Origin of the sequence: Polynucleobacter sp. AP-Latsch-80-C2, assembly GCF_018882185.1 — a bacterium.
GTDB lineage: Bacteria > Pseudomonadota > Gammaproteobacteria > Burkholderiales > Burkholderiaceae > Polynucleobacter.
Window position 1 is genome coordinate 1 of the sequence record NZ_JACVOY010000005.1, and the last position, 17,384, is coordinate 17,384.

The 17,384-nt window shown below is 46.4% G+C and carries 16 protein-coding genes, 1 tRNA gene and 1 pseudogene; 7 read left to right on the forward strand and 11 right to left on the reverse strand.

Annotation, left to right across the window (positions count from 1 at the left end; translation table 11 throughout):
* Positions 1-118: pseudogene (locus ICN47_RS12955) on the forward strand (IS30 family transposase); the annotation flags it as partial.
* A 205-nt stretch (positions 119-323) separates the two neighbouring features.
* Here the strand turns inward: ICN47_RS12955 and ICN47_RS06635 are convergent.
* The 7 genes from ICN47_RS06635 to ICN47_RS06665 form a co-directional block, all read right to left on the reverse strand.
* On the reverse strand, positions 324-1,613 hold the full coding sequence (locus tag ICN47_RS06635) for a TAXI family TRAP transporter solute-binding subunit (RefSeq protein ID WP_216219118.1): 1,290 nt from the start codon (positions 1,611-1,613) through the stop codon (positions 324-326).
* 38 nt (positions 1,614-1,651) lie between these two features.
* Positions 1,652-3,313 (reverse strand): L-aspartate oxidase, encoded by a 1,662-nt coding sequence (nadB, locus tag ICN47_RS06640; RefSeq protein ID WP_216219119.1) that lies wholly within the window; start codon positions 3,311-3,313, stop codon positions 1,652-1,654.
* Positions 3,314-3,356: 43 nt separating this feature from the next.
* Positions 3,357-3,635, reverse strand: coding sequence for a type II toxin-antitoxin system RelE/ParE family toxin (locus ICN47_RS06645; protein WP_216219120.1), 279 nt, complete (start codon positions 3,633-3,635; stop codon positions 3,357-3,359).
* Positions 3,635-3,856 carry a ParD-like family protein gene (locus tag ICN47_RS06650; protein WP_255538955.1) on the reverse strand — a complete coding sequence of 74 codons (222 nt, stop codon included), beginning with the start codon at positions 3,854-3,856 and terminating at the stop codon, positions 3,635-3,637. The genes ICN47_RS06645 and ICN47_RS06650 overlap by 1 nt, the downstream gene beginning before the upstream one ends.
* Before the next feature lie 120 nt (positions 3,857-3,976).
* The gene (gene fdhF, locus ICN47_RS06655) at positions 3,977-6,868 is read right to left on the reverse strand and encodes a formate dehydrogenase subunit alpha (protein WP_216219122.1); all 2,892 of its coding nucleotides are present in this window, start codon (positions 6,866-6,868) and stop codon (positions 3,977-3,979) included.
* A 23-nt stretch (positions 6,869-6,891) separates the two neighbouring features.
* Positions 6,892-8,694: an NADH-ubiquinone oxidoreductase-F iron-sulfur binding region domain-containing protein gene (locus ICN47_RS06660; RefSeq protein ID WP_216219123.1), complete on the reverse strand. Its 1,803-nt coding sequence runs from the start codon at positions 8,692-8,694 to the stop codon at positions 6,892-6,894.
* Between the two features lie 199 nt (positions 8,695-8,893).
* Positions 8,894-9,115: a hypothetical protein gene (locus ICN47_RS06665; protein WP_216219124.1), complete on the reverse strand. Its 222-nt coding sequence runs from the start codon at positions 9,113-9,115 to the stop codon at positions 8,894-8,896.
* Between the two features lie 133 nt (positions 9,116-9,248).
* Between ICN47_RS06665 and ICN47_RS06670 the strand changes: the two genes are divergently transcribed.
* Entirely contained in the window at positions 9,249-9,842 is a 594-nt protein-coding gene (locus ICN47_RS06670) for a DUF1080 domain-containing protein (protein WP_216219125.1), read from the forward strand.
* A gap of 79 nt (positions 9,843-9,921) precedes the next feature.
* Here ICN47_RS06670 and ICN47_RS06675 read toward each other — a convergent pair whose 3' ends face one another.
* From ICN47_RS06675 to acs, 3 genes are all read right to left on the reverse strand, one after another.
* Entirely contained in the window at positions 9,922-10,224 is a 303-nt protein-coding gene (locus ICN47_RS06675) for a YciI family protein (RefSeq protein WP_216219127.1), read from the reverse strand.
* Positions 10,225-10,310: 86 nt separating this feature from the next.
* Positions 10,311-10,401, reverse strand: a tRNA-Ser gene (locus tag ICN47_RS06680).
* Between the two features lie 58 nt (positions 10,402-10,459).
* Positions 10,460-12,433 carry an acetate--CoA ligase gene (gene acs, locus ICN47_RS06685; protein WP_216219128.1) on the reverse strand — a complete coding sequence of 658 codons (1,974 nt, stop codon included), beginning with the start codon at positions 12,431-12,433 and terminating at the stop codon, positions 10,460-10,462.
* A 165-nt stretch (positions 12,434-12,598) separates the two neighbouring features.
* Between acs and ICN47_RS06690 the strand changes: the two genes are divergently transcribed.
* From ICN47_RS06690 to ICN47_RS06710, 5 genes are read left to right on the forward strand one after another with little or no spacing between them, the layout of a single operon-like run.
* A complete protein-coding gene (locus tag ICN47_RS06690) occupies positions 12,599-14,122 on the forward strand; it encodes a fumarate hydratase (protein ID WP_216219129.1) in 1,524 nt (507 codons plus the stop codon).
* A 23-nt stretch (positions 14,123-14,145) separates the two neighbouring features.
* The gene (gene murI, locus ICN47_RS06695; RefSeq protein ID WP_216219130.1) at positions 14,146-14,952 is read left to right on the forward strand and encodes a glutamate racemase; all 807 of its coding nucleotides are present in this window, start codon (positions 14,146-14,148) and stop codon (positions 14,950-14,952) included.
* Positions 14,949-15,641 (forward strand): energy transducer TonB, encoded by a 693-nt coding sequence (locus ICN47_RS06700; protein ID WP_216219131.1) that lies wholly within the window; start codon positions 14,949-14,951, stop codon positions 15,639-15,641. Before murI ends, ICN47_RS06700 begins: the two co-directional genes overlap by 4 nt.
* 5 nt (positions 15,642-15,646) lie before the next feature.
* Positions 15,647-16,339: a MotA/TolQ/ExbB proton channel family protein gene (locus ICN47_RS06705; RefSeq protein WP_216219133.1), complete on the forward strand. Its 693-nt coding sequence runs from the start codon at positions 15,647-15,649 to the stop codon at positions 16,337-16,339.
* A gap of 2 nt (positions 16,340-16,341) precedes the next feature.
* The gene (locus ICN47_RS06710) at positions 16,342-16,755 is read left to right on the forward strand and encodes a biopolymer transporter ExbD (RefSeq protein WP_216219138.1); all 414 of its coding nucleotides are present in this window, start codon (positions 16,342-16,344) and stop codon (positions 16,753-16,755) included.
* On the opposite strand, the gene ICN47_RS06715 is transcribed toward ICN47_RS06710, so the two are convergent.
* The gene (locus tag ICN47_RS06715; protein ID WP_216219139.1) at positions 16,752-17,243 is read right to left on the reverse strand and encodes a hypothetical protein; all 492 of its coding nucleotides are present in this window, start codon (positions 17,241-17,243) and stop codon (positions 16,752-16,754) included. The two genes, ICN47_RS06710 and ICN47_RS06715, sit on opposite strands and share 4 nt — an antisense overlap.
* Between the last annotated feature and the right edge of the window lie 141 nt (positions 17,244-17,384).

A 17,384-nucleotide genomic window follows, 5' to 3' on the forward strand; every position in this document is an offset into this window, starting at 1 on the left:
TAAGGAGCTTAGAATGATCCAAGACCGTTTAAACAACCGACCTAGAAAACGATTAGGATTTAAAACCCCCAATGAAGTATTTATGCAGTCCTTAAACCGTGTTGCACTTCGTGTTTGAATCTACGTTATAAGCTTAGGCGCTTTTATTTCAAATTGCCTAAACTAAAAGCTCGACGTTATATAGACTCTTCGGATCCATTCCCTCGGACTATTCGTTCAAAGTCAAATTCCGAGCTAGACTTCCTTGCCTTTATATATAGTCTGCTTACTTAGCGCATTACGAATAAATTCAATATTGTTTCTGAGGGTATAGCAGTCTGCCGTTACAAGCTTAGCTGCTTTTGATTCCACCACCCTGCGTCCATCTCGTTCAGAACTTCAATGTACTCATAACGCTTATTGGGGTCAAAATTTTCAATCGTTGCTTGCTCAAATTTTTCTAGCTCTTTGTAGATCGAGTTAATTTGTTTGCGAGCCAGGTTCACTCGATAGTTTGGAATCGATTTAATAATGGGATAAGCAAAGGCTGCAAAGGGTACTAACAAAATAAACATCCGCTCAATAAACTCAGCCAACCAAAATGGCAAATACTTCATCAGGGCCGGGGTACCCTTTTGATAGAAATAACGTGCCTCATCGCTCAGTGGCACCTCATTATTTCGATAGGACGGAAATTCTCCAGCCTTAGAAAAATAACTCTTCACCCCATTAATCTCTTTTGCAGCCTCCAGAAACAATAGCTGAATCGCGGGATGCAAACGATCATCGATCAATAGGTTGGTTGTCGTCGAAATCAGATCGATTGGTTGCGCAGGAATATTGTTTGCTAAATTAAAACCACCCATCGGGACGGTTAATTCTTCAAAATAGGTCATGAGACGGGAATAAGCATCCGCCCTTTTGAAATTTGCTAAACGAATATCAGGGTTGAGAATGAGGCTCTGGACACTAGGAGAGTCAAAACCATCGACCAAAATCAATGCATCTAAATCACCCTTTTCTAGAGCATGCACTCCATCAATATTATTCATGGAAATCAGATTGGGTCCATTAGAAGATAGCCCATTGAGTTTCAAGATATTGATTGCTTGTAGATGTGTGCCGCTACCGATTGGGCCTATACCCATTCTCAATTTAATGATGTCACGATCCAGTATTTTTTTGCTTTCATCAAAAGCGTTACTGCGATAGAAAATCCACACTGGCTCATAGTCCACGCTACCGAGAGATTGAACCCCAGTCACATCTTCATTAGACATTGTTCCACCCTGCACAAATGCCGCTTGAATCGGATCTTTACGGTCAATGAGGTGCTGTAGATTCTCCTGAGATCCATGGGTCTCTACCAACTCAAGATGAATGCCCTTAGTCTTAAAGTAGGCTTGATATTTTTCGCCTAGCACGCGATAGGATCCACCAGTGCCAGTGGCCATTAACACTTTTGTTGGGGGCGCTGGCTTAGCAAACCAGATCAGGACAAGTAAACCTACAAGTAGCAACGCCACCAATGGCCAGATTTCTCTGAGGAGACTAAACCAACCACCAACTTCGTCAGCCACTGTTTGATAGAGCGCTGATAAGTGCTCAGTAACATCCTCTTTAAAACCGCTCATGAGATTCTCCGCAGCATTTAAGGCGATCTATAAATAGTTTATGTCTCTGAACCTTCTGAATTACCTTCAGCCTGCGGTGTCAGAATGGTTGGATAAGAAACGGCCCAGGTTCCAGGGTAGTCACGACTGTAATGCAGCCCCCTACTCTCGCGGCGCATTAAGGCCGAGCGAACGATGAGTTCTGCGCACTCTAATAAGTTACGCAACTCAATCAAATCGCGCGTGACTTTAAAGTTCGCGTAATACTCTTGGACTTCGTATCGCAATAGCTTAATACGATGCAGAGCCCGCTCTAGACGTCGATTCGTTCTCACAATACCAACGTAATTCCACATCAGCGAACGTAATTCATCCCAGTTATGGGCAATAACCACTTGCTCATCTGCATCCTCCACTTGACTCTCATCCCATAAGGGAAGATTTGGCAGAACTGGTGTTTTAAGTTCGGAGATATCTTGTGCCGCCGCCTTACCAATCACCACGCACTCTAACAAGGAGTTGCTTGCCAAACGATTAGCACCATGCAATCCTGTATAGGTTGCTTCGCCTACTGCATACAGTCCCGGCAAGTCAGTGCGACCTTTAAGGTCAGTCACTACACCACCACAGGTGTAGTGCGCAGCAGGCACTACTGGAATTGGTTCTTTGGTAATGTCCAGACCTAGAGTTAAGCAGCGGGCATAAATCATGGGGAAGTGCTCTTTGATAAAAGCTTCGCCTAAATGGGTTGCATCTAGATGCACATAATCCAAACCGTGCTTCTTCATCTCAAAGTCGATGGCTCTAGCTACGATATCGCGTGGAGCAAGCTCGTTACGATCATCATGCTCAGACATAAAGCGCGTGCCATCTGGTAGCTTTAATAAACCACCTTCACCGCGCATGGCTTCGGTAATCAGGAAGGTACGGTCACTCGGGTGATACAGGCAGGTTGGATGAAATTGAATAAATTCCATATTGCCCACACGACAACCTGCACGCCAAGCCATCGCAATACCATCGCCTGTTGCGGTATCGGGGTTGCTGGTGTAGCGATAAACCTTACCCACTCCACCCGTTGCCAATACAACCGACTTAGCGGCAATCGTTTCTACACGGTTATTTTTAATATCCAGTGCATAAACCCCATAACAACGATTTGGTTTTGTTCTTTGGGTCTTAACATCCAAATGCCGATTGGTAATGAGATCTAGCGCAATCCAATGCTCTAGTAATTGAATATTCTTGTGGGCACGTGCTTTATCTAAAAGCACTTCATGAATCGCTTTGCCAGTAGCATCAGCAGCGTGAGCAATACGACGATGACTATGACCACCCTCTCGAGTGAGATGCAAGCCCATTGGACCAGATTCATCAGTGGTAAAAGGAACGCCCTGATCTACCAACCATCGAATGGCTTCTGCACTTTCTTCAGCAATGTAACGGGCGGTTGACTCAACGACTAGTCCAGCTCCAGCATCTAAGGTATCAGCCACATGAGAATCAATGCTGTCATGCTCCTTATCCACCACTCCAACAATGCCGCCCTGCGCCCAGGCAGTTGCCGCTTCGCCCAAACCCCGTTTGGCCATCACAATGACGGGTTGAGTCTCTGCCATATGCAACGCAACAGTTAAACCTGCTAGACCAGCGCCAATAATGAGGACCGGCAGATCTGCTTTTGCGTCTGGTGAGCTGGGTGAGGGTTTTGAACTAGCCATAGAGAGATCATTCTAAAGGGCAAATCATAAAAACGTCGGTTAGCTAGACCTTAAGATCTCGATAAAAGTTTTCATGGGGTCCTATGGCCTCTAGATAAATCAACCTTAACCCTTCGCTAACCGTATAACCAAGCAAATAAAGCTGAGTTTTGCTTTTAAATTTATAAACCCTCAAATCAGATAGGTCGCCCCTCTTCCTTTCCCCAAGGGAGGGTTTTTTGGAGACTTGGACTACAGCTTCATCAACATCTCTAGCAGTATTGTCATTTAATTTCTTGTATTGTCTTGCAAAGCGCCGCATTTGAATAATTGCATGCGCCATTAGGCCTTCCTAGAGCGGGGAATAAAGGGTGTACCTTGATCCCTTGGTTCAGCCATGGAAGCCAAAGAATCTATGATGAAGGAGACAGGGAGATCAGGATTATCTATTGCGGCACGCCCTACCGTAGCCCAGAACTCTATTTGGCCAGCAATAGTGCGATGTTCGGCCTTAGCTTCTAATTTAGCTAACTCATACAAATCATCATCGATTCTGACTGGCATGCCCATGGTGGTCTCCCGAATGCTTTATTTTACTACAAAAGTAGTAATAAATGAAATGTGGTTATTAAAACAAAAGAGCCGCATCAAGCAGCTCTTTTGTTTTCCAATCAATGTAGATTTCTATTGAGAGACAACAGTCTGTCGCTTAGGGTCATTTGTTCCATACCCCATCACTGGTGCTGCTTGCCCTCCCTTGGTGAGTTTCACCGCACAGTACTTAAACTCGGGAATCTTGCCAAATGGATCTAGGGCCGCATTGGTAATGAGGTTGGCTGCTGCCTCATAGTAAGCAAATGGAATGAAGACCACACCTCTTGGTGTGCCGTCATCTCTACGTACATGAATGCCGACTTCGCCGCGACGAGATTGGACTGTAATGACATCACCAGCAACAATTCCGAGCTGTGTCATATCTTCACCATGCATGGAAACGGTAGCCATAGGCTCAATCGCATCCAAGATCGTTGCCCTTCTGGTCATACTGCCGGTATGCCAATGCTCTAACTGGCGTCCCGTAATTAAGACAAATGGATAATCAGCATCGGGTCGTTCATTAGCCGGAATGATATCGGCAGGTACTAGTTTGACTTTGCCATCAATAGTAGCGAAGTGATCATCAAACACGATTGGACGACCTGGGTCTTCTTCAGACAAACAAGGATAGGTAACGCTAGATTCTTTTTCAAGACGTTCCCATGTGATGCCCTTGATCGCAGCATGCATCGCCAGACGCATTTCGTCATAGACTTCTGCTACACCATCATCAGGGCCTTGGTAATTCCAATCCAGACCCATGCGTTTTGCAATCTGCTGAATAATCCACAGATCAGGCTTGGCATCCCCAGGAGGGTTAATCGCCTTCTTACCCATCTGCACCATGCGGTCGGTATTGCTCGCAGTGCCCACCTTTTCAGGCCAAGCACTTGCTGGCAAAACCACGTCAGCTAAGAGCGCCGTTTCAGTCATGAAGATATCTTGAACAACCAAGTGCTCCAATGAAGCGAGCGCATGACGAGCGTGATTTAAATCGGGATCGCTCATCGCCGGGTTCTCACCTTCTACATACATACCGCGAATCTTATCGGGATCGCTATCAGGAGCAGTGATCTTGTGCATGATCTCCACCACGGTATAGCCCGGCTTTTTATCAAGCTTGGTATGCCAAAAATCCTCAAACCAGGCATGTGCCGCATCATGGTCTACACGTTGGTAATTTGGGAACATCATCGGAATCAAACCAGCATCACTGGCGCCCTGAACGTTATTTTGTCCGCGCAATGGATGCAGTCCAGATCCAGGCTTACCAATTTGACCGGTAATACTGACTAAGGCAATTAAGCAACGCGCGTTATCCGTGCCATGCACGTGCTGACTGACGCCCATACCCCACAGAATCATCGCTGACTTGGTAGTAGCAAACTCTCGAGCAACTTCGCGCAAGGTTTCTGCCGGAATGCCGCAGATCGGTGCCATCGCTTCAGGGCTGTAGCCCTTGATATTTTCTTTGAGAGCCTCAAAGTTATTGGCACGCTCTTTAATGAAGTTTTGATCCGCCAAACCTTCTTCAATGATCGTATAGATCATGGCATTGAGCATCGCCACGTCAGTATCAGGCTTAAATTGCATTGTGCGCCAAGCATGCTTACTAATATCAGTCATGCGTGGATCACAAAGGACGATCTTGGCACCACGTTTGGCAGCATTTTTAAACCAAGTTGCAGCAACAGGATGGTTCGCTGTTGGATTAGATCCAATCAACATAATCATGCTCGAGTGCTCTACATCATTTACTTGATTACTTACCGCTCCAGAACCTACGCCCTCTAGCAATGCGGCTACAGAGGATGCATGACAAAGACGCGTGCAATGGTCGACGTTGTTATTGCCAAAGCCCGTGCGTACTAATTTTTGAAATAGATAAGCTTCTTCATTGCTGCCTTTAGCCGAACCAAAGCCAGCCAATACTTTTAAACCATGTTTATCTTTAAGCGCTTTGAGTTTTCCACCAGCAAGCTCTAGTGCCTCTTCCCAAGTTGCCTCACGGAATATATTGGACCAATCTTGAGGATTCTGGGTTGCCGTCTCATCCTTCGGAACACCCGGTTTACGAATGAGCGGTTTAGTTAGGCGCTGTGGGCTATGAATATAGTCCATACCAAAGCGACCTTTGACGCATAAACGATTGTGATTGGCAGGACCATCACGACCATCAACGCTCACAATCTTGTCATCTTTAACGTTATAGGTAATCTGGCAACCTACTCCGCAGAATGGGCATACAGAATCGACTTTACGATCCACTGTTTGCGAACCAATTAACCCCTTAGGCATTAAAGCGCCGGTTGGGCAGGCTTGCACACACTCGCCACAAGCAACGCAGGTGCTATCACCCATGGGATCATTGAGATCAAAAACGATTTCGCTATGACCACCACGCATGGCGTAACCGATCACATCGTTGACCTGCTCTTCACGACAGGCTCTAACGCAACGATTGCATTGAATGCAAGCATCTAAATTGACAGCCATTGCCGGATGAGAAATATCTGCACTGACTTTGTCACGACGTAAGGCCTTCAACTCTGGACGCACAGTCACATCCAGGCGTGCCGCCCAAGTACTTAATTCGCCATGTTGATTTTTTTGTTCTTGCTCTTTGCTATCGCCAACCCACTTAAAGCCTTCATCTGGCATATCCGAGAGCAACATCTCTAAAACGAGTTTTTGGCTCTTTAGAGCACGCTCGCTATTGGCTTTGACTTCCATGCCGGGAGTTGCGCTTCGGCAGCAACTCGGGGCTAAAGTGCGCTCGCCATTGATTTCGACTACGCAAGCACGGCAATTACCATCAGGGCGATAGCCATCTTTAAAACAGAGATGGGGAATATCGATCCCATGGCGTTTAGCTGCCTTGAGAATAGTCTCGCCTTCGTAGGAAACGATGGTTTGGCCATCTAATTTGAACTCGACTGTTTGTAGTTCAAGCTCTTTGGAATTGGTTGGTGCGTTCATGTTCTTTTTGTCTTTCCCTAGTTTTAGGCAACTTCTTGCGGGAAATATTTATGAATACAGCGAATCGGATTCGGTGCAGCTTGTCCTAAGCCACAAATAGAAGCATCGACCATCACAGTGGCTAAATCTTCTAAAGTAGATTGATCCCAAGACTTAGCTTGCATGAGCTTGGCAGCTTTTCCAGTACCCACGCGGCATGGGGTGCATTGGCCACAACTCTCATGCTCAAAGAAGTGCATCACATTGAGGGCAACATCACGTGCCTTATCTTGATTACTAAAGACCACCACCGCTGCAGAACCAATAAAGCATCCATAAGGCTGCAAAGTATCAAAGTCGAGCGGAATGTCATTCATCGTTGCAGGCAAGATACCGCCAGATGCACCACCTGGTAAGTAACCATAAAACTGATGGCCCGCTTGCATGCCGCCACAATATTCATCGATCAACTCTTGAATCGTGATTCCTGCTGGAGCCAGCTTTACGCCGGGCTTATTCACGCGCCCACTGACACTAAAGCTTCGCAAGCCTTTGCGATCATGGCGACCAAAAGAGCTAAACCATTCTGGTCCACGTTGCACGATATCGCGCACCCAATACAGGGTTTCGAAATTGTGCTCAAGCGTTGGTCTACCAAACAAACCGACTTGCGCAATGTACGGAGGACGCATACGGGGCTCACCACGCTTGCCTTCGATACTTTCGATCATGGCAGATTCTTCACCACAGATGTAAGCACCTGCTCCACGACGCAATTCAATCGTTGGCAATGGGAATGGTGGATTCGCCTTTAGCTTCGCCAATTCTGTCTCAAGCAATTCACGGCAGCCATGGTATTCATCGCGTAAGTAGATATAGCAAGCATCAATGCCTACGACTTTGGCAGCAATGAGTAAGCCCTCTAAGAAACGATGGGGATCACGCTCTAAATAAGTACGGTCTTTAAAAGTACCCGGCTCACCCTCGTCAATGTTTACTGCCATCAACTTCGGAGCTACTTGATCTTTCACAATGCGCCACTTACGACCAGCAGGGAAACCTGCGCCGCCAAGACCGCGCAAGCCAGAATTTTCCATGGCCTTGATAATGCTCTCGGCATCTTTCTTGCCACTAGAAATTTCTTTAGCTAAGGCATAACCACCTTGTGCGCAATACGATTCATAGCCAACATAAGCAGGCGAAACCACTTGATCATCTCCCTGCGGAGAAACGCCCTTCTCAGCTAATGTTCCTGGCTCAAAATCCGCATCATCAACAGCCAATGGTTGCGTTGTTAGATTGTTTTGTACTGCGGCTGCAACTTTCTCAGCAGTAGCAAATAGAACTGGGTATTGATGAACGACGGCTACTGGAGCTTGCTCACAACGTCCAACACAAGGAGCAGCAACTACTTTAATTTTATCGTTGCCCAAAATTGCTGGCAATTTGGCTAAGAGATTTTTTGCTCCTGCTAATTCGCACGAAACTCCATCACACACACGAACAGTAATATCAGCAACAGTATCATTGCCACGCACTACTTCAAAGTGGTGGTAGAAAGTCGCCACTTCATAAACCTCAGCCATTGGCAAATTCATTTCCTTGGCAAGGGCTACTAAATGATGGTCGTGCAAGGCGCGATATGCATCATTTAGTTTATGTAAGTTTTCAATCAGCAAATCACGACGGTGCGGTGCACTGCCAATGAGACGTCGCACTTCCGCTAAGGAGGCATCATCCGCCTGACGTCCTTTCAGTTTGCTTTTACGACGAATAGTCTCCCTCAGATCGTCAGCAGTCGCTACCGCAACAGCGTTGACTTCTCCAGAAGGCTTGGGGTGATTCATAACATGTAGTCTCTAATTATTTGCCTGCCGCATTACGCACCAAGCTATTTATTCATTGTTCTTATTTAATCAAGAAAAAACATCATCCAAAAGGATGTTTCTAAAGCCCTTCTTGATCAAACAACACCTGATTTTGAGTGATTTCATCCCCTAAGTCCTTGACGGCGCTCAAGGGATTAGACTAAGGGTAAACCCTAGGTTAAATCAGAGAGGGTCTAGGTCGATCGCCTGGCGGGAGGGAATAATCCAGCCTGCGTTCGTACAGACGTGCGCGGTAGCAATCGTTATATCCCGGCGTCCCAATCTGCCAGCCAATGGAAGTGCAATCCTCTTGGGCTGAAGATTCAATCGAGCTGCAAGCCGAGAGCAGGACAAGAGATAGCGTAGATGCAAAAAGAATGCGCATTTTTGTAGATTTCATGCCTCAAGTCTACTGGATTCTGGGCGCAAAGTTAAGGGAAAGCGTTTACTTGTCATACCTACACAAACTCAGCAACAATAGGACCCAGTAGCAAATACAGAATAAAAAATTACTTAGTCAGGAGAGCCCCCCCATGAGATCAATCCACCGTCGGTTTGCCGCAGTTGTCTTTTCTATTAGCGCCGCCCTACTATCAGCCACAAATGTGTGCGCCCAATCCCAGGATGGTTATACCCAGCTGATTGATGGTGTCAGCCTGGATGGCTGGAACATCACAGGTAATGCAGACTGGGCTATTGGCAAAGGGATGATTGAAAGTAATAAGCCCGCAGGATTTTTGGTAAGCAGCAAAAGCTACAAGAACTTTATTATTCGCGCAGAGTTTTGGGCAGAATCAAACACCAATAGCGGCATCTTTATTCGCTGCCAAGATCCCGCAAAAGTCAGCGCCGCAAGCTCCTATGAAGTCAATATTTGGGATACACGCCCAGGACAAGAGTATTCGACTGGTGCCATTGTGGATGTCGCTAAAGTCAATCCAATCCATAAAGCAGGTGGACGCTGGAACACGATGGAAATCGTTGCCAATGGTTCGCAGTTCAAGGTATCACTCAATGGCGTAGTCACTTCCGAAGGAAAAGACAGTAAATTTGCAGATGGTCCTATTGCCTTGCAATCCGCTGGCGGTACGATCAAATTTAGAAAGCTGGAGATTAAGCCGATTTAATCTACTCATTCTGCACAAAATAAAAAGCCACTTTAATAGTGGCTTTTTTCTTGCTTGGGATTAAAAGAAATCTCAGTCTTTATGCTGGTGGGAAGCCCATCTTTTGCGCCCACATATTATTAAAGGCATGGATTACTGGCTTTTCGTACACGCCAGCTTTGGTATAGGGCTCATCCTTTAACCAAGCCTCTACATCTGCCCTACTTGCAAAATCAATGGCCAATAAACTTCCAATAGGAGTCTTGCCATCATCAGACATTAAAGGCCCTGCAAAGGCCATGCGATCGGCTAGCTGCGCAAGATAAGCGCGATGCTCTGGTCTGATTTGAATTCGTAACTCGCCAGCACCTGGGCGATCCATTAGTAATATTGCAAATATCATTTTGTCTCCATTGTTGGTTATATCCTAGTCGAATATTACGGGATTTGAAAAACAAAAAACCACCCGAAGGTGGTTTTGATTACTGCTGGCGGAAGAGGCGGGATTCGAACCCGCGGTAGGCTATTAACCTACGCACGCTTTCCAGGCGTGTGACTTAAACCGCTCATCCACCCTTCCGAAACAATGATTATACGATTGCGGAAAGGGTTTTGCCCCAAACCCTAATAAATCTGGCTTATAGCGACTCTTTGAGCTGATCCAAGATGTGTGGGTTTTCCAAAGTAGAGGTGTCTTGAGTTACTTCCTCGCCCTTAGCAATCACACGCAGTAAGCGACGCATGATCTTGCCGGAACGGGTCTTAGGCAAGTTATCCCCAAAGCGCACATCTTTCGGTTTAGCAATGGGGCCAATTTCTTTACCAACCCAGTTACGCAACTCAGTTGCAAGCTTTTTGGCATCGTCACCTGTTGGGCGACCACCCTTCAGAACTACGAATACGCAAATTGCCTCACCAGTCAAATCATCTGGACGACCAACCACAGCTGCTTCAGCAACCAATGGGTTAGCTACCAAGCAAGATTCGATTTCCATTGTGCCCATACGGTGACCAGAAACGTTTAATACGTCATCGATACGGCCAGTAATAGTGAAGTAACCCGTATCTTTGTTACGAATTGCACCATCACCCGCGAGGTATAAAGTGCCGCCCAACTCTTCTGGGAAATAAGACTTCACAAAACGATCGGCATCATTCCAAATAGTACGAATCATGGAAGGCCATGGACGCTTAACAACCAAAATACCGCCCTGACCGTTTGGCACATCCACGCCCGCTTCATCAACAATAGCCGCTTGGATACCAGGCAATGGTAAGGTGCATGAACCTGGAATCATTGGTGTCGCACCTGGCAATGGAGAAATCATATGACCACCAGTTTCGGTTTGCCAGAATGTATCGGCGATCGGACAACGTGAGCCACCGACATTCTCGTAGTACCACATCCAAGCTTCAGGATTAATTGGCTCGCCTACAGAACCCAAGAGACGTAATGAAGTTAAGTCATAACTCTTTGGATGCACTGCCTCATCATTACTTGATGCTTTGATCAAGGAACGAATCGCTGTTGGTGCTGTGTAGAAAATACTGGCTTTGTGTTTTTGGATCATGTCCCAGAAACGGCCAGCATTTGGATAGGTTGGTACACCTTCAAACACAATCTCAGTTGCGCCTACTGCAAGTGGGCCATAAGTAATATAGGAGTGACCTGTTACCCAACCAATATCAGCAGTACACCAGAAAACGTCGTTTGGTTTGATATCAAAGGTCCACTTCATTGTGAGGATTGCCCATAAGAGGTAACCACCCGTTGAATGTTGTACGCCTTTTGGCTTGCCGGTAGAACCGGATGTGTACAGAATAAATAATGGATGCTCAGCGCTGACCCACTCTGGCTCGCAGGTTGTAGATTCATTGGCCACAATTTCTTGCATCCAAACATCACGACCAGCCGTCATTGGAATATCAAGACCAGTACGCTTGCTGACGATCACATGTTTAACCTTAGGACACTCGCCTGTTGATAGTGCTTCATCACAAATCGCTTTTAATGGCAATGCCTTACCACCGCGGAACTGCCCATCAGCAGTAATCACCGCAACCGCACCAACATCCATAATGCGATCACGCAAAGCTTGGGCGGAGAAGCCGCCAAACACAACAGAGTGAATTGCACCGATACGAGCACAAGCTTGCATCGCCACAATGCCTTCGATGGTCATTGCCATATAAATGATGACGCTATCGCCAGACTTAACACCCATCTTGCGTAAGGCATTTGCCATTTTGCAAACGCGCTCTAGCATCTCTTTGTAAGTGACTTTAGTGACTGTGCCGTCATCTGCTTCAAAAATGATGGCAGTCTTATCACCTAAGCCAGCTTCAACTTGGCGATCTAAACAGTTATATGAGGCATTGGTAGTGCCATCTTCGAACCACTTGTAGAAAGGAGCTTTGGACTCATCCAATACTTTAGTAAATGGCTTTTTCCAATAGATATTCTCTTTAGCAAGGCGACCCCAAAAAGCGTCATAATCTTTATTGGCTTCATCACAAAGCTTGTTATAGGCTTCCATACCCGGAATAGCAGCAGTTTTTACGAAGTCTGCTGGTGGGTTAAATACGCGGGTTTCTTGCTTTAATGGTTCCATGCTTCACAGCCCTCTATCTAATAATCAATCATCTATTTTTTGCCAAAATGTCGCAAAATGGAGGTTTTCACCCTCCAAGACCTTAGAAGATAAGTGAAAACACTCGGGATTTGCTCTATGGCAAACCCTTAAAATAGGGCAAACCTTACTAATTAACCGAAAACTATGACAAATATCAAACAAAACGATCTCATCCAAAGCGTTGCTGATGCCTTTCAGTTCATTTCCTACTACCACCCTAAGGACTTCATTACTGCCATGGGTAGGGCTTATGAACTAGAGGAAGGTCATGGCGCCAAAGATGCGATTGCCCAAATCCTGACCAATAGCCGCATGTGCGCAGAAGGCCATCGCCCACTCTGCCAAGACACCGGCATTGCAGTGGTATTCCTCAAGATTGGTATGAATGTTCAGTGGCCAGATGCCACGATGAGCGTCACTGATATGGTGAACGAAGGCGTACGCCGTGCCTACCTCAATCCAGACAATATGTTGCGCGCCTCCGTTCTTTCTGATCCAGCCGGAAAACGTAAAAATACGGGTGACAACACCCCTGCGGTCATTCATTATGAAATCGTCCCGGGTGATGATGTTGAAGTGATTTGCGCTGCCAAAGGTGGTGGCTCAGAAAATAAAGCCAAGATGGTCATGCTCAACCCATCCGACTCTATCGTGGACTGGGTTCTCAAAACTGTTCCAACCATGGGTGCGGGTTGGTGTCCTCCCGGCATTTTGGGAATTGGTATTGGTGGCACTCCTGAAAAAGCCATGCTAATGGCTAAGGAGTCCTTAATGGGCCCCGTGGACATTCAGGAACTGATCACCCGTGGAGCAAAGACGCGCGCCGAAGAGCTGCGCTTAGAGATCTATGACAAAGTCAATAAGCTGGGCATTGGTGCACAAGGCTTAGGTGGTCTTGCGACAGTATTAGATGTCAAGATCATGGAATATCCAACACACGCCGCCTCCCTCCCAGTTGCAATGATTCCAAACTGTGCTGCCACCCGTCACATTCACTTCCATTTACATGGCGATGGTCCAGCTAAATTAGAGGCACCCTCCTTATCAGATTGGCCCGATGTCACATGGACGGCAGATGTCAATAAATCCAAACGTGTGAATTTAGATACCTTAACTCCAGCAGAAGTAGCCAGCTGGAAACCAGGTGAGACCCTGCTCCTGAATGGAAAAATTCTGACTGGCCGTGATGCTGCTCATAAGCGTATTGCCGACATGCTGGCCAAGGGCGAAGAATTACCGGTGAGCTTTAAAAATCGCGTTATCTATTACGTTGGTCCAGTTGATCCAGTGCGCGATGAAGTCGTTGGTCCTGCTGGTCCGACCACATCAACTCGTATGGATAAGTTCACTGAAATGATGCTTGCCAAGACTGGTTTAATTTCCATGATCGGTAAAGCTGAACGTGGACCAGAAGCAATCGAAGCGATTAAGAAACATAAGTCGGCTTACTTGATGGCGGTTGGTGGTGCCGCTTACCTCGTATCTAAGGCGATTCAAACCTCTAAAATAGTTGGCTTTGCAGACCTTGGCATGGAAGCGATTTATGAATTTGACGTCAAAGATATGCCAGTAACTGTTGCCGTGAACTCTGAAGGTATCTCGATGCACCAAGAGGGTCCACGCGAGTGGCAGGCAAAAATTGCTGGTATCCCAGTCAAGATTGCATAAGCAGTCAATTAACAAAGTTCCCATTGGCACTTATTGGCGTATTTGATTCTGGCGTTGGAGGCTTATCCATTTTGGATGAGGCTCTGCGTCAGCTTCCACAACACGATTACATCTATCTGGCTGATTCAGCGAATGCGCCCTATGGCGAGAGATCTAGCGATTGGATCGCCACACGTAGCCTTGCCTTATGTACCCAGTTATTAAATGAGGGATGCGATGCTATCGTCGTGGCCTGCAATACCGCTACTGCCGAAGGTATTCAAGAGATTCGTGAATCCTTGGCTATTCCGGTGATTGGTGTCGAGCCCGGCATTAAGCCCGCATCCATGCAAACACAAAATGGCATAGTGGGCGTCTTGGCCACTGAAGCCACCTTAAAGAGCGATAAGTTTAATGCGCTATTAGCAACACTACCGAGTAACTGTCAGTTCATCAAACAATCTGGCGCAGGTTTAGTGCCACTCATTGAAGCCGGTCAAGCCGACAGCGAAGCAACATTAGAGTTGCTAGCCAAACACTTGGAAGCCATTCAAGATGCTGGGGCCGATACCCTAGTTTTAGGCTGCACCCACTACCCATTTTTGCGTAGAGCGATTCGTAAACTCCTCGGTGAGTCTATTAATCTCATTGACACTAGTGAAGCAGTCGTACGACAACTCAAAAGACAACTAGAGTTGCAGGATAAAACTTCGCGGGCTGCACAGTCTTGTACTCTTACCTTTATTAGCAGCAAGGACGAGCAAAGCCTCTTAAATATGGCCAAAGAATTAATGGCGAGCGATATGACTTCGCACCATATTCAAGCCAAATCTTTGAGTAGCATTCGATGAATGCTTTCTTACACAAGCTAGATACCCATCTGCCGTTTAATAAAACGGAGCGGATCATTATTGGTATTGTTCTACTCTTACATGCATTGCCTGCGCTCGAATTTTTACACTGGACATCAAAACCAACTAAGACTGATGATGATGCACGGGTCATGGCCAATCTAGTGAGCCCTGATACTGCCAATAAGAGTCAGCAGCCGCCCGCACCACCCCCACCAAAACCAAAACCAGAACAGAAGAAGAAAACGGTAGATGAAAAATCGACCGAGAAACCTGCCCCAACCCAGCCACAGCAACAGACCCAATCGGCACAAACGAGCCCACCCAACAAGAGTGAATCAACCCTCCCCAATGCGAGTGTTGCTCCTGCCACCACAGGTGGCGCAAGCGGCACACCTATTCAGACCGACATTGGTAAACTGGTTGTTGTTTATCAGCCAGATGCTGATGCCTACTACCCCTCGTTTTCAAAACGCTCGGGAGAACAAGGTGATGTTGTTGTGAAGCTCATTATTGATGAAACGGGGGCAGTTGAAGAGGTAGCGATGCTCAAGTCGAGCACCTTTCCAAGATTGGATCGCGCTGCAACAGAGATTGGCAAACGTTATCGCTTTAAACCGTTTTTGGTCAATGGGTCTCCCGCCAGAATTTCTACTAACCTTTTAATTAAATTTAATTTAAAGAATTAATCATCATGAATACACCATTTGGCTTAGCAAATCTTTGGCTCGAAGGCGATGCCATCACTCGCTTTGTTGCGCTTGCCCTACTCACTTGCTCGATTGTGACTTGGGTCATTTTGCTCACGCGCTTTTGGGACTTGCGTAATTTACGCAAGCTGACGCCTGAACTGGAAAAGTTTTGGCATGCCACTTCTTTCGAGCAAGGCATTCAAGTATTTAGCAATCACGCTAATAATCCTTACTATCAAATTGCCAAAGCTTCTACTGAAGCATCACATCATCATCAAAACCAAGCGACCAACCATCGCGAGTTATTGCAAACACTCAATTATTCCGAGTGGATGGCTAGAAGCATTAAAAATAGTATTGATGGTGTGGCAGCCAAATTGCAAAAGGGGCTCACCTTTCTAGGTTCGACTGGTGCTACCGCCCCCTTTATTGGACTCTTCGGAACTGTATGGGGCATCTACCATGCACTCATCTCGATTAGTACTTCAGGTAGCGCTCAAATTGACCAAGTTGCAGGCCCAATTGGTGAAGCCCTCATCATGACCGCACTGGGTCTAGCAGTGGCAATCCCTGCGGTGCTTGGCTTTAATGCCATTAATCGCGCCAATAAGTTGCTGGTAGCTGACCTCAATCGCTTTGGTAATGACTTGTTAGCGTACTTTGTCACTGGTGCACGCGTGCATTCCGGAGAATAAACATGTCGTTTAATCTACAGAACGATCAGAACGAAGACAGCATCATGGCTGAAATCAATATGACACCGATGGTGGATGTCATGTTGGTACTCCTGATTATTTTCATCATTACTTTGCCCGTGATTCAGCAGGCAGTAAAAGTGGAGCTACCTAAAGCTAATAGCGTACGTAATGAAGTGAAGCCAGAGTCTGTACAACTCTCCATCGACGCTGCGGGTCAGATTTTTTGGAATAGCACGGCCATTGATCTCAAAACGTTTGATGGCTATGCCGAAAAGGCCGCCCAGAAAGATCCGCAACCTGAAATCAATCTTCGAGCAGATAAGTCTGTGAAATATGAATATGTGGCACAGGTACTAGCTGCATCGCGCCGCGCTGGCTTAACCAAGCTAGGCTTTGTTACTGAGCCTAATTAATCAATAGACGGCTTGCCGTCTTTCAGGGGAACACACTGTTCCTCGTAGGATTTGGTGCCCTCACCTAAGCTAGAGGCCAGAATTCCACCTGATACTGTGTCCATTTTGCGAAGCTTGCCGGATGCACGGTCAATGATGACCATCGAAGTGACCGAGCCTGACGGATACGAGACACCATCAAATACCTCTGCCTCAAAGCGGGTATCACTGAGATATGAAATGCGCTCTTTCGTAATCAGCACATTCTTAATCGTCTGATTGCCATCTGCACCTACTCGATCTAAGTCTCGCCCATCCAAGAACACCTTCCCTTTTTGGTTGGGTAAATTCCCGCTAGCAGCTTTGACTTGCAACTCATAAGTTTCCGTGAAATCACGCTCTACCCTAGTGCAGCTAAAGGCAACACTCTGAGCAAATGCCAATGACGATTGAAGCCATTGCATCAAAAGTAGACTGCACAGAATGGTCTTTAAAGGATGAAGTTTCATATCAAAAATGTAGTGTCGAACTAAAGCTGAAATTATCTCAATCTATTGAATTAAGGGGTTGGAAAAATGACCTGCCTCACAAAGGCCGTTTTCCCTATAAACTATCTTGGTAGTACCCATTAAAACTAAAAGATTTCGAGA